12 protein-coding genes are annotated in these 13,039 nt (G+C 62.5%); 3 read left to right on the top strand and 9 right to left on the bottom strand.

All coding sequences use genetic code 11. From position 1 onward, the window contains the following. Window positions 1-10: 10 nt before the first annotated feature. The 3 genes from INT12_RS06165 to INT12_RS06155 are packed head-to-tail and all read left to right on the top strand — an operon-like array spanning window position 11 to window position 859. Window positions 11-217: a hypothetical protein gene (locus INT12_RS06165; protein WP_017849985.1), complete on the top strand. Its 207-nt coding sequence runs from the start codon at window positions 11-13 to the stop codon at window positions 215-217. Then, window positions 207-437: a hypothetical protein gene (locus INT12_RS06160; RefSeq protein WP_193041135.1), complete on the top strand. Its 231-nt coding sequence runs from the start codon at window positions 207-209 to the stop codon at window positions 435-437. Before INT12_RS06165 ends, INT12_RS06160 begins: the two co-directional genes overlap by 11 nt. Next, window positions 434-859, top strand: coding sequence for a guanosine-3',5'-bis(diphosphate) 3'-pyrophosphohydrolase (locus INT12_RS06155; protein WP_017849984.1), 426 nt, complete (start codon window positions 434-436; stop codon window positions 857-859). Before INT12_RS06160 ends, INT12_RS06155 begins: the two co-directional genes overlap by 4 nt. 29 nt (window positions 860-888) lie before the next feature. On the opposite strand, the gene INT12_RS06150 is transcribed toward INT12_RS06155, so the two are convergent. From INT12_RS06150 to tssA, 9 genes are all read right to left on the bottom strand, one after another. After that, the gene (locus tag INT12_RS06150; protein WP_193058790.1) at window positions 889-2,820 is read right to left on the bottom strand and encodes a type VI secretion system Vgr family protein; all 1,932 of its coding nucleotides are present in this window, start codon (window positions 2,818-2,820) and stop codon (window positions 889-891) included. 159 nt (window positions 2,821-2,979) lie between these two features. Beyond that, window positions 2,980-5,643 (bottom strand): type VI secretion system ATPase TssH, encoded by a 2,664-nt coding sequence (gene tssH / locus INT12_RS06145; RefSeq protein ID WP_193040520.1) that lies wholly within the window; start codon window positions 5,641-5,643, stop codon window positions 2,980-2,982. Continuing rightward, the gene (gene tssG / locus INT12_RS06140) at window positions 5,636-6,679 is read right to left on the bottom strand and encodes a type VI secretion system baseplate subunit TssG (RefSeq protein WP_046381629.1); all 1,044 of its coding nucleotides are present in this window, start codon (window positions 6,677-6,679) and stop codon (window positions 5,636-5,638) included. The genes tssH and tssG overlap by 8 nt, the downstream gene beginning before the upstream one ends. After that, window positions 6,643-8,502 (bottom strand): type VI secretion system baseplate subunit TssF, encoded by a 1,860-nt coding sequence (tssF, locus tag INT12_RS06135; RefSeq protein ID WP_046381630.1) that lies wholly within the window; start codon window positions 8,500-8,502, stop codon window positions 6,643-6,645. Before tssF ends, tssG begins: the two co-directional genes overlap by 37 nt. Then, window positions 8,499-9,014, bottom strand: coding sequence for a type VI secretion system baseplate subunit TssE (gene tssE, locus INT12_RS06130; protein ID WP_005792513.1), 516 nt, complete (start codon window positions 9,012-9,014; stop codon window positions 8,499-8,501). Before tssE ends, tssF begins: the two co-directional genes overlap by 4 nt. Window positions 9,015-9,092: 78 nt before the next feature. After that, window positions 9,093-9,581, bottom strand: coding sequence for an Hcp family type VI secretion system effector (locus INT12_RS06125; protein ID WP_003195562.1), 489 nt, complete (start codon window positions 9,579-9,581; stop codon window positions 9,093-9,095). A gap of 175 nt (window positions 9,582-9,756) precedes the next feature. After that, window positions 9,757-11,253, bottom strand: coding sequence for a type VI secretion system contractile sheath large subunit (gene tssC, locus INT12_RS06120; protein WP_193058789.1), 1,497 nt, complete (start codon window positions 11,251-11,253; stop codon window positions 9,757-9,759). 2 nt (window positions 11,254-11,255) lie between these two features. Beyond that, a complete protein-coding gene (gene tssB, locus INT12_RS06115) occupies window positions 11,256-11,762 on the bottom strand; it encodes a type VI secretion system contractile sheath small subunit (protein WP_017849978.1) in 507 nt (168 codons plus the stop codon). A 54-nt stretch (window positions 11,763-11,816) separates the two neighbouring features. After that, window positions 11,817-12,839 carry a type VI secretion system protein TssA gene (tssA, locus tag INT12_RS06110; RefSeq protein ID WP_046488989.1) on the bottom strand — a complete coding sequence of 341 codons (1,023 nt, stop codon included), beginning with the start codon at window positions 12,837-12,839 and terminating at the stop codon, window positions 11,817-11,819. Window positions 12,840-13,039 lie beyond the last annotated feature (200 nt).

The raw sequence follows: 13,039 nt of genomic DNA, 5'->3' as shown, positions 1-13,039 counted from the left end.
GAAAGGATCTATGGAAAGGAGTGCTGACGCGCTCGGTAGGTTGTTGGGTGATGGCACCTACAATGCGGTAGCGGCGAAAGCCAACGTCGAAGATGGGCTGGGCCACAAGTACTATGAGGCGTGGCGAGTGCTGGACCCGAACAGTGCCGAAGCAAAAGCCATTGCCAATAAGAGCAAAGCCTATTACGACGCGATAAGGGGGAGCAGTGGCAATTGATTTTGAAGCGCTTTTGCCCCGGGATGTGTTCATCGACTACAACTTCGAAGAAGTCATGTATCGCTGGGATCATCGAGAGAAAAAAATATACGTCAAGTTCTATGGCGCACAAGAGCGTACTGAGCCGGTTGCTCCTGACCATCGTCTGTATCGGGAAGCGTTGTGCTCGGGCCGGGAAATCACTCGTGAGCAATATGAAAAAGGATTTACACGTCAATGAGTATTCTCGACACCGTCATTGCGCTGGCCTGTCGTGTTCATGCTGGGCAGCTGGATAAGTCTGGCAAGCCTTACATTCTGCATCCGCTGCGCTTGATGTTGAAATTCGAGACATTGGATGAGCAGGTTGTCAGCGTTCTGCACGATGTTGTCGAAGACAGTGATGTCACCCTGGATGAATTAAGACAATTAGGCCTCAGCGAGCACGTGATACGTGCCATCGACTGTCTCTCAAAGCGTCCTGGCGAAGTCTACGAAGACTTTATCGCGCGGATTCGGCCTGACGAGTTGGCGCGCAAGGTGAAAATCGAAGATATCCGGGACAACCTCAACCTCACGCGATTGCCCACCCTAGAGGCCAAGGACCTGGAACGGATCGCCAAATATCACAAAGCGCTGCGCTATCTTTTGCTGTCGACCTGATCGACTCGGCAGGCGCTCTGTCTGCCTTGTCAGCGCTTGGGAAAGAAGGCTTTCACCGCTGCATCAATAACGCTTTTGATGCCTTTACCCTTGTTATCCACGGCACAAGCATTGCCCGCATTGAGGTCCAGCCGGCCGCCTGTATCGATATTGCCGTTACCACTGGCGTAAATATTGAACGCGGTACCCGAGATGTTGATCTCGCCATTGGCATTGAACTCCAGCACGCTCTTTCCACAGACCAGTCGAATTTGCGATCCTGCCTCGATCAGGTATTGGGTGTTGATACTGTCGCTCTTGGCCCCGCCGACATGCAAAGCATCGTTAGCCAACACCGCGCGCAGGCGGTCATTACCGATTCTGACCGTCTCGTTGTGATCCACAGTGCTGTGGCGGTCATGCCCCACCCAATGGCCTTCGTCATTTTCTACGGCAATATCCTGATTACGCTCCGCGTGGATATAGAGTTGCTCGGCGCCTTTTTTGTCCTCCATGCGGATTTCGTTGAAATTGGCGGGTGAGCCACCCTTGCTGGAGCGGCTTTTCATACCACTTTGTGTGGCATTCTCGGGCAGTTTGTACGGCACCGTCTGCTCCGCGTTGTACACCCGCCCAGTAATAATCGGCCGGTCCGGGTCGCCTTCCAGAAAGCTCACAATCACCTCCTGGCCGATTCGTGGGATCTGCATCGAGCCCCAGTTCTTGCCGGCCCAGGATTGCGATACGCGTATCCAGCACGAGCTGTTTTCGTTGGACTGGTCGTGGCGGTCCCAGTAGAAATGCACCTTCACGCGGCCGTACTGGTCGGTCCAGATTTCCTCGCCTTTGGGGCCGACCACCAGCGCGGTCTGCGGGCCTTTGACGATGGGGCGATAAGTGTTGGCCAGCGGGCGGAAGCTTTGTTGGGCGTCGATGCAGGTCAGGCTGCTGTCGAACTGCGCCGAGCTGGAGCCGCCGCCGCTTTCCAGGCTTTCCTGAACGATGTAATAGCGGCAGCCGACGATCAGGTATTCGCGGTTCTGGTCCTGGCGACTGAAGCCGGTGAGGCTGAACAGGTGCCCGGAACCGAGGCCGCGGGCGTTGCCGTTGAATTCGATTTGCTCATGCAGGGTTTGCAGGGCTTCGATGCGGGTGCGCGCGTAGTGTTCGCCGTCCGCGCTTTGCACGTAGGTGCCGGGGTAGTCGTACAGCGGGTAGTCGCCGGCGGCGTGCGGGCGCGGCATCGCCGAGCGCACGTCGATGCTCGCGCTGGGGCGCTGGAAGTCGTAGTCGTTGAGCTCCAGCGAGCCCGGCTGCACTTGCTGGGCCAGGTGCCAGTTGTACAGGTGGTCGCGTTCGCGTTGCTGCTCGTCCTTGGGGTAGTACGGAATCGACGCGTAGCCCGGCACCGTGGCGTGGGCGCCGTAGGCATCGGCCAGCACCAGCACGTGGCGGTCCTGTTCATGGCGGAAGAAGTAGTAGATGCCTTCCTGTTCCATCAAGCGGCTGACGAAATCGAAGCTGGTCTCGCGGTACTGCACGCAGTATTCCCACTCGCGGTACGGCCGGCTCAGGGCGTCTTCGAAGTCGGAAAAGCCGAGGTCGCGGAACACCTGCTTGATGATCTGCGGGATGCTCAGGTTCTGGAAAATCCGGCAGTCCGACGTGCGGCTCAGCAGCCACAGCCACGGGCGCAGCGTCACCTGGTAGCTGGCGAACTGGCCCTGGTCGATGTTCTGGCTGCACTGCGCGACGATGCCGTGAAAGTGCCGCTCGCCGCCGTCCGCCAATTGCACGCCGACGCTCATCGGCTTGCCCAGCAACTGGTTGAGGTCGATGTTGGCGTCCAGGGAGGTCAGTTGCAGCTCATAGGCGAACAGCCGGCCCAACTCTTCGCCGCCACCCATTTGATTGAGCAACAGCACGTCCGGCCCGAGGGGGCTGGTGATTTTGGCCAGGCGTGAGGTTTGGTTGAATAGCATCGGTTAACCCGTAAATTGCGTAATAGCTGAAGAAACCGGCTGCAAATGTGGGAGGGGGCTTGCCCCCGATAGCAGTGTGTCAGTTGATGTATCAGGTGACTGATTCACCGCCATCGGGGGCAAGCCCCCTCCCACATTTAAACCGCATTCCAACAGTCGTTATTCGGCGTCGCTGAAGTCGTAGTGCAATTCGTTATCCCGGCTACTAATCCGCACACCCGCCAGCGCCTTGCCTTCGAGCATGCGCGTGAGAAATTCACGGCTCATGTCCGGCAGCAGGCTGTTGGTGAGGATCGTGTCGATCATGCGCCCGCCGCTTTCGGTCTCGGTGCAGCGCGAGACGATCAAATCGACCACCGCGTCGTCGTAATCGAAGGCGACTTTGTGGGTGTTCCGCACACGCTTCTTGATGCGCTCGAGTTGCAGGCGGGTGATCGCCTTGAGCATCTCGTCGCTCAGCGGGTAATACGGGATGGTCACCAGTCGGCCGAGCAGTGCGGGCGGGAAAATTTCCAGCAGCGGCTGGCGCAGGGCTTTGGCAATGTCTTCCGGCGCGGGGATGTTCGCCGGGTCTTTGCAGACCTGGGAAATCAACTCGGTACCGGCGTTGGTGGTCAGCAGGATCAGCGTGTTCTTGAAGTCGATGACCCGGCCTTCGCCGTCTTCCATCACGCCCTTGTCGAACACCTGGAAGAAGATCTCGTGTACGTCCGGGTGGGCTTTTTCCACCTCGTCCAGCAGCACCACGCTGTAGGGTTTGCGCCGTACCGCTTCGGTCAGCACGCCGCCTTCGCCGTAGCCGATGTAGCCCGGTGGCGCGCCCTTGAGGGTCGACACGGTGTGGGCTTCCTGGAACTCGCTCATGTTGATGGTGATGACGTTCTGCTCGCCGCCGTACATGGCTTCGGCCAGGGCCAGGGCGGTTTCGGTCTTGCCCACGCCGGAGGTGCCGGCCAGCATGAACACGCCGATCGGCTTGCTCGGGTTGTCGAGGCCGGCGCGGGAGGTCTGGATGCGCTTGGCGATCATCTGCAAGGCGTGGTCCTGGCCGATGATGCGTTTCTTCAGGTGCTGGTCGAGGTTGAGCACGGTTTCCAGTTCGTTGCGCGCCATGCGGCCGACCGGGATGCCGGTCCAGTCGGCGACCACCGAGGCCACGGCCTGGTAATCCACGGTCGGCAGGATCAGCGGGGTTTCGCCTTGCAGCGCGGTGAGGCGCTGCTGCAGGTCGACCAATTGCGCACGCAACTCATCGTTGCCGCTGTCGACCACGCCGACTTTTTCACGCAACGTCGCGCGGGTGGCGAGCAACTCATCGACCAGGGTTTTCTCTTCGGCCCAGCGGCTTTCCAGGCTGGCCAGGCGCTCGCGCTCGGCACTCAGCAGGGCTTCGCTGTTGCTCTGGCGCGCCCCGATGGCGATGCCGATCGCATGCTCGCGGGCGATGATCTGCAGCTCGGTTTCCAGGGCTTCGATGCGGCGACGGCTGTCGTCGACTTCGGCCGGCACCGCGTGCAGGCTGATGGCGACGCGGGCGCAGGCGGTGTCCAGCAGGCTGACGGATTTATCCGGCAACTGGCGCGCCGGGATGTAGCGGTGGGACAGCTTCACCGAGGCTTCCAGTGCTTCGTCGAGGATCTGCACCTGATGGTGTTTCTCCATGGTCGAGGCCATGCCGCGCATCATCAGCAGCGCCTTGTCTTCCGACGGTTCGGCCACCTGCACTACCTGGAAACGGCGGGTCAGGGCCGGGTCTTTTTCGATGTGTTTCTTGTACTCGGCCCAGGTGGTCGCGGCCACGGTACGCAAGGTGCCGCGGGCCAGGGCCGGTTTGAGCAGGTTGGCTGCGTCACCGGTGCCGGCGGCACCACCGGCACCCACCAGGGTGTGGGCTTCGTCGATGAACAGGATGATCGGCTTCGGCGAGGCCTGGACGTCTTCGATGACCTGGCGCAGGCGCTGTTCGAACTCGCCTTTCATGCTGGCGCCGGCTTGCAGCAGGCCGACGTCGAGGCTGCGCAGTTCCACGTCTTTCAGCGCGGGCGGCACGTCGCCGGCGACGATGCGCAGGGCGAAGCCTTCGACCACGGCCGTCTTGCCCACGCCGGCTTCACCGGTGAGGATCGGGTTGTTCTGGCGTCGACGCATGAGGATATCCACCAACTGGCGGATCTCTTCGTCGCGGCCGACGATCGGGTCGAGCTTGCCGCTGCGTGCCTGTTCGGTCAGGTCGACCGTGAAACGCTTGAGCGCTTCCTGCTTGCCCATCGCACTCGGCGCCATCGCACCGCTGGCTTCGCCCGGAACGGCGCCGGCGTTGAAACCGTCGCTGGCCGTCAACGCATTCTCCGGCGAGTCGCCGACGTACTCGTCAAAGCGTTCGCTCAGGGCTTCGGCCTTGATCTTGTCGAACTCCGCCGACAAACCCAACAGCGCATGGCGCAGGCTCGGCGTCTTCAGAATGCCCAGCAGCAGATAACCGGTACGCACCTGGCTTTCGCCGAACATCAGGCTGCCGTAGACCCAGCCGCGCTCTACGGCTTCTTCCACATGGGAGGACAGGTCGGTGATCGAAGTCGAGCCCCGCGGCAGGCGGTCGAGGGCTTCGGTCAGGTCGCGGGCCAGGCGCGCCGGTTCCACGTTGAACTGACGGATGATGCGGTGCAGGTCCGAGTCCTGCAGTTGCAGCAACTGGTGAAACCAGTGGGCCAGTTCCACATACGGATTGCCCCGCAGCTTGCAGAACACCGTGGCGGCTTCGATGGCTTTGTAGGCCACGCTGTTGAGTTTGCCGAACAGTGCGGCGCGACTGATTTCACCCATGCTCTGGATTCCTTGAGGTGGTGGCGTGATCGGCGTAATGCCGGGCCAGGATTAGGTCGTTGGCATCAACCGCAGGGCGGCCGAGCCAGGTGTTGAAGCCCAGGCGGAACCGGCCGTTGAGTTGCAGCGCCGGGACTTCGGGTTGTTGCAGAACCAGGTTCAAGTCCCAGTCCAATTCATGGCCCAGGTACTCGGCCACCCAGGCCACCAGCTCGTTGAACGGCTGGCTGCCGGGCAGCATGCCCATGTAGTCGTCCAGCGCGAGCGGGCCCAGGCGGATGCGGAATTTGTGCTGGCGGTCCCACACATGGCTGCCCAGGCAGAAGTCCACGCCGAGCCGGTTGGCGCTGACCCCGACGCGACTGCGCTCGGGCAATTCGAGCCATTGGCCGATGTATTCTTCGATCTCTACCGGCAAGCCGAAGTACTCGCCAAGGATCGCCTTCAAGCCATCCGGGTAGCGGGTCTGCGCCGACAGGTGGCCGCTGTAATGCAGCTTTGCCGTGTCGGGGATCAGCCCCTGGTTGAGCAGGCTCGGCATGCCCCGACCGCTCAAGGCGGCGAGGCGCGCCGACCAGTAATCATCGTCCGGGCGGTCGTGGCTGACGGTCGGCCGCGCCTCGGCCCAGGCCCGGTAGAACAGGCTCAACAGGCGATGGTGGAAGATATCCAGGAACTGTTTGCTGGTGCTGTCGGCATTGTTGCGCTGGCGTTCGCGCACGTACTCGGTGATGTGCAGCGGCAGCGGGCCGTTGGGTCCGCCGAGGCCGAAAAAGTACTGCTGCAGCCGCGCTGGCTTGCCGTCGCCAGCGGGGTCGACCGAGGCCAGGGTGGCCGGGGCGAAGGTGCAGTCGGCCTGTTGCCCGAGGCGCAGCGGGTCGTCCGCCAGGCGCAGGGACTGGCCCAGGCGCGGCAGGTCCGGCGATTCGCACTCGATACGCCGCAGCGCCTGGAAGAAATCGTATTCCCAGGGCTCCTGGTGCATCGCATCCAGGGTACTCACAGGGTCGGACGACGTCCGGGCTTGGCTTTCCATCGCATGATCTCGCCGCGTTCGGTGGTACGGATCACCGTCTCGGTAAAACTGTTGATCGACACGTAGCGTGCCAGGAAACGTTCCAGTACCGCACCGAGCAGGAACACGCCGGTGCCGCGAAACGCGTTTTCATCGAATTCCAAGGTGATTTCCAGGCCGCGTCCAAACACGATCGGGCCGGGCATCGGCAGGCGCCGGGTCACCGCTTTGCTGCTGACTTCGCGCAGGCCTTCGATCTGCAATTGCAGGGCGGCGTCGTTGCTGTCGCCATACAGGCGCAGCAGTTCGCGCAAGGCGCCCGCGCCCTGGCCCTGTTCGCTCAGGGACAAGTAATTGAGCGACAGCTGGCTGATCAGGCGCCAGGCCTTGGCGTCATGGGCGTGGCTGGCACGCGGGCGGCTGGGCCCGGCGACGCAGCGCACGGCCAGCACCGGGGCGCTGTCGGCGAGGGTGAAGTCGGTCTTGCCATTGCCCACGCTCATGAACAGCGGCAAATCGCGGTTGGTACACAGCGCGCTTACGCCGAGTTGGCGCAGGTCGTGGCGATAGGGCGCTTGCTGGCTGTCCACCAGGCTGACGAAGGTTTCGCTGCCCACGTAGGTGGAGCGCGGGCCGTTGCGCCGCTGGTCGCTGGACAGCACCCGCGGCTCACGGCGCACGGTGTAGTACGCCTGGTCGCGACCATAACGCGAGGGGTCGCGCACCGCATAGAACGGCAGGAACGGCTGCTCCGGCCCGGTGCCGTGGCCGGTGATGCCGTCGAGGGAGTGAATCTCGAAATCCATCGGCCGCGTGCGGTCGGCGATCACATGGTGTTCGTTGACCCGGTCGGACAAGTGGATACGGTCCACGCGTTTCGGGAACAGGTTGATCGCCGGGGTGCAGAACGGCAGGAACTGCGCGGCACCGACGCTGCCTTCCAGGCTCGGTTCGTGGCGGTCGAACAGCACGATCAGTTCCAGTTCCTGGCCGTCGCAACGCTTGACCGCACGGCCCAGTTCGGCGAACTCGACGAACAGGAAGCGGTGGGGCAGGGCGAAGTATTCCTGCAGCAACCGATAGCCCTGGAACGCCCGCGCCACCACGGGCATGGCCGCGTCGGCGTCGTCGAAACCGCGCGAGCGCAGCGCGTCTGGTGGCAGGCGCTCGACCCAATCGCCCCCCGGCTTGCGCGCAAACACCGCGCAGGCATTGCCCAGCAATTGTTCGTAGAGGCGGAACGGTTGCTCATCGGCACCGCTGAGGTACAGCGGCAGGTTGTCCAGCGCGAGGCTGTTGAACGGCAACTCGGCGCCGGTGCGCAGGGTCAGGCGCAAACCGGCCTTGGCTTTCGGTTCGCTGGCCGCCAGGCGCCCGAGCACGGCGGCGGGGTTGCCGAAGTACTCGGCGTGGCTGACCTGCAACGGCCACAGCGTCACCGGGTGAGCGGTGCGGTACTCGCAGCAGGTCTGGGTTTCGCGGCCCAACGCGGCGCGCAATACGCTGTCGCGCGGCAACGGGAAACCGCTGGCCAGGGAGCCTTCATCCGGGTCGGTCTGCAGTTGCACCACGGTCATCGACGGGGTCGGCGCCAGGTAGTGCGGGTAGGCGATTTCCAGCAGGTTGTGGGTGAAGGTCGGGTACTCGGCGTCGAGCTTGAGCTGCACGCGGGCCGTGAGGTAGGCAAAGCCTTCGAGCAGACGTTCGACGTAGGGGTCGGCGCAGTCCATGCCGGACAGACTCAGCCGACTGGCGATCTTCGGGTATTCCTTGGCGAACTCGGCGGCGCTTTCGCGCACGTGGTGCAGTTCCTGGTTGTACAGCTCCAGCAGGCGCGGGTTCATGGGCGTCTCCGCTGGTCGGCGTTGACCACGCGTACATGGCCCGACTCCAGGTCCAAGTCGGTTTGCAGCAGCAGGCGCAACGGCACCGGCTGCGCCCACAGGTCGCCTTCGATCTCGAAGCTCAGGGCGTTGTGGTTCATCTCGCCATGGCCGACACGGGCTTTGACGCGCAGGGTGTGGCGCAGAATACGTGGCTCAAAGGTGGCGATCGCCTGGTAGATCAGGGCTTCCAGGGCCTTGATGTCGACGCTGGAAACACTGTTGCCCGCCAGCGCCGGCAGGCCGTAATTGACCACCGAGGTGCCGGCCGGGGTGTGCAGGGTGGCATCGGCGTCGAGCAACGACGTGGTGTTGAGCAGCCACGCCAGGTCACGCAGCACCGAGGCCTTCAATTGGGTAAGGGACAGCACGCGCTTGTCGGCGCTTTCCTTCGGGTTGGTTGGGTCGTCGTCGGTCAACCGGTCCAACAGGGACGGTTGCAGACGGTCGCGGGAAGCGATTTCAGTTACCACCAAAGCAGCTCCACGGACGGGTTGCGAGAGGGACAAAGTGCCTGGGGCCGTGGCGCTGGTCCACGGCCGCCAGGGCTATCAGCGCTTGGTGTTGGAACGGATGTTCCAGCCAAACTTGATCGCGCCGCCGTCTTTGGTGCCGTCGGCTTTCTGCGGTTGGTAGTCGACCATCACCTGGGCGAAGTTCAGGGTGACGTTTTCGGTCAGGCGATCATCGGAGCCCGAACCGCCGGTGCTCAGGGACGTGACCAGCACTTCTTCCAGGTTGATCACCATGTATTCGACCTGGCTTTCACCACCGGCCTTGCGCACGGTCAGCTTGACCTTGTCGATGTGCTTGCCGCTGGCGCAGTGCATCATCAGGTTCGGCGAGGCCTTGTCGACGTACTTGGTCAGCGACAGGTCCTGGATGTTCACCTTGCCCGCGCCGCCGCCACCGCCTACGTGCATGTTGCCGGACTGGGACATGCCCCAGCTCCAGTTCAGCACGTCGATTTCGTCCTTGTGGGCTTTGTCCATGGACTCGCCCTTGATGTCGCCGATCTTGATGAAAATATCAACAGCCATGTTTTCTCCCTGTGTGGACTCAGCCACTGTATTTGTTAACGCCGCCGACCCCTGTAGGAGCGAGCTTGCTCGCGAAGGTCGTCAACGGTGACGCGGGCATCCTGGATGAACGCAGCGCCTTCAAGTTTTTCGCGAGCAAGCTCGCTCCTACAGGGAGCGAGCCAGTCCCGATTTTTTATGCGCTTTTCGCCGAAGGCAGTTTCGATACCAGGCGCAGCGACACGGTCATCCCTTCGAGCTGGTAGTGCGGGCGCAGGTAGAACTTGGAGTTGTAGTAACCCGGGTTGCCCTCGACGTCTTCCACGATCACTTCGGCTGCCGCCAGTGGGTGCTGGGCCTTGGTGGTTTCGGTGGAGTGCGCCGGGTCGCCGTCGACGTAGTTGAGGATCCAGTCCTGCAACCAGCGCTGCATTTCGTCCTTCTCTTTGAAGGAACCGATCTTGTCGCGCACGATGCACTTCAAGTAGTGCGCGAAACGGCAGGTGGCGAACAGGTACGGCAGGCGTGCGGCCAGGTTGGCGTTGGCGGTGGCGTCCGGATCGTCGTACTCGGCCGGCTTCTGCAGCGACTGCGCGCCGATGAACGCGGCGAAGTCGGTGTTCTTCTTGTGCAGCAGCGGCATGAAACCGTTCTTCGCCAGCTCCGCTTCACGACGGTCGCTGATGGCGATTTCGGTCGGGCACTTCATGTCCACGCCACCGTCATCGGTAGGGAACGTGTGGGCCGGCAGGTTTTCCACTTCACCGCCGGACTCCACGCCACGGATGCGCGAGCACCAGCCGTAGTGTTTGAACGAACGGTTGATGTTCACCGCCATCGCGTAAGCGGCGTTGGCCCAGGTGTACTTGGAGCTGTCGGCGCCGTCGGTGTTTTCTTCGAAGGCGAAGGCTTCCACCGGGTCGGTCTTGGCGCCATACGGCAGGCGTGCGAGGAAGCGCGGCATGGTCAGGCCGATGTAGCGCGAGTCTTCCGATTCACGCAGCGAGCGCCAGCCGGCGTATTCCGGGGTGGTGAAGATCTTGGTCAGGTCGCGCGGGTTCGACAGTTCCTGCCACGAACCCATGCCCATCACGGTCGGCGAAGCGGCCGCGATGAACGGGGCGTGCATGGCGGCGCAGACTTTGGACAATTCGCCCAACAGCTCGACATCCGGTGGCGACTGGTCGAAGTAGTAGTCGCCGACCAGGCATCCGTAAGGTTCGCCGCCGAACTGGCCGTATTCTTCTTCGTACATCTTCTTGAAGATCGGGCTCTGGTCCCAGGCGGTGCCCTTGAATTTCTTCAGGGTCTTGTGCAGGTCCGGCTTGGAGATGTTGAGCACGCGGATCTTCAGTTGCTCATCGCTCTCGGTGTTGTTGACCAGGTAGTGCAGGCCACGCCAGGCGCTTTCCAGCTGCTGGAAATCCGGGTGGTGGATGACCTGGTTGACCTGGGCGGTGAGCTTGGCGTCGATGGCGGCGATGATCGATTCGATCGACTTGATCGCGTCGTTGGACACCAGGTCAGTCTGTGCCAGCGCCTGCTCGGCGAGTGTCCGCACGGCGGTTTCCACGGCTTCGCGGGCACGCTCGGTCTTCGGTTTGAACTCTTGCAGCAACAGCGAGGCGAACTCGCTGGTTTCTTCGGTGGCGCCCAGGTTCTGAGCGCTTTCGCGCACGGTATTCTCGGTCATGATTACTGCTCCCCTGCCGGCTTCGGCGCGCTCGCAAGGGCCTGCAGCAATGCCGGGTCCTTGATCGCTTTCATGATGATTTCTTCAGCGCCGGTCTTGCCGTCCATGTAGGTCAGCAGGTTGGCCAACTGGGTACGGGCTTCGAGCAGCTTGTTCAGCGCATCGACCTTGCGGGCCACGGCGGCCGGGCTGAAGTCGTCCATGCTTTCGAAAGTGATGTCCAGGCTCAGGTTGCCTTCGCCGGTCAGCTCGTTGGGTACGTGGAACGCTACGCGCGGTTGCATGGCCTTGAGGCGCGAGTCGAAGTTGTCGACGTCCACTTCAAGGAACTTGCGGTCGGCCACGGGCGCGAGGGGCTCGGCGGGTTTGCCGGCGAGGTCGGCCATCACACCCATCACGAAGGGCAGCTGGACCTTTTTCTCGGCGCCGTAGAGCTCGACGTCGTACTCGATCTGCACTCGAGGCGCGCGGTTGCGCGCGATGAATTTCTGAGAACTTTGCTTCGCCACGTTGCTGCTCCTGGTCGCTTGAGCGACGGTGTTGTTACTGCGCAGTCGGGCGGCTTACTCGCCGTCCGGGCCACGCAGGTTTTCAAATTGGGACATGCCGTCGGGAATCAGATTGCGCACGATGGCCGCGAAGTCGGCGTGCACCAGATGCTTTGCGCGGTTCAACAACACCGGCAGCGGGCTCGAAGGCTCGTGACGGGTGTAGTACGCAAGGATCTTGTCGAGGCTGCGCAGCACGTCATCGCGGTTGGCGATGTCGCCGCTGGGGCGCGGTGCGGTGGGGGCGGCGGCGAAGTCGGCCGAGGGGGCATTGTCGTCACTGACGGCCTCGGGTTCGCGGCTGCCGGTCTCACCGTTCGGTACAAATTGGCTGAGGATCTGCAGCGCCTGCTTGAGCGGTTGCTTCAACAGGCTGAGGTCGACGCCCTGGGCCGAGCCGACCTGGTCGCTGACCTGTTGTTCGATGGCTTCGCAGGCGGCACGCGCGGTGCTCAAGGCGTCGCGGGTGGCTTGCAGTTGCTCGGGGTCGCTGTCGAGGAACGCGGCGTTGAGCTGCTGGGCGCCGAGTTGTTCATCGGGAAAACTCATCAGGCCGCTGGCGTTCAGCGCGGCGCGCAGGCTCACGGCGCCGAAGGTGCGCGAGCGCGTGAGGATGCTTTCGCGCAGCAGGCGGATCGTCGCGTCGCCGGTCAAGCCGGACAGGGCGTTGATACGCACGGTGGGGTCGTTATCGTCGTCGGCATCCAGGCGCGGGTGCAGGTCGGCCCAGTATTCGCGCAGCAGCGCGTTGATCAGCGTGAGCGCGTCGGCCAACCCGGCCACACCCTGGAGGGCGAGGGCGCTTTGCAGCAGGAAATGGGTGATGCGCAGGTCTTTGCTGCGTTGCAACAGGTCGAGGCTTTGCTGCTGGATGCTGCGCCAGTCCGGCGGTTCGGCAGGCAGGATGGCGTCGCCCATGCTGCGCTCGGGCTGCCCCTTGGCATCACGCTCCAGTTGTAGAAATTGCGCGTCATATTCCATGTCTTCGCCACATGGCGAAGTCGCGGAAACGGCGGCGAGCAGCAACGGCACATCCACTGAAATCGATCTCCCTATCGGCCCGTTAGATGACGGGCAATTCATGCATTAGTTGCGTGATGAACTTTGCATGTTTTCTTGGTCATATACATGTGGCGCCACTAATGTGCCATCACTGGTATTCAAGAAGTTGTGCATTTTTGGTGTAGTAGTTGTGGCTTGTCAAGGTAAGCTATTCGCCCTCTGTGACAGATGTGCGG

The sequence above is a fragment of the Pseudomonas sp. K8 genome (assembly GCF_014889455.1).
Taxonomy (GTDB): Bacteria; Pseudomonadota; Gammaproteobacteria; order Pseudomonadales; family Pseudomonadaceae; genus Aquipseudomonas; species Aquipseudomonas veronii.
This window is presented reverse-complemented; position numbering and strand designations above follow the sequence as displayed.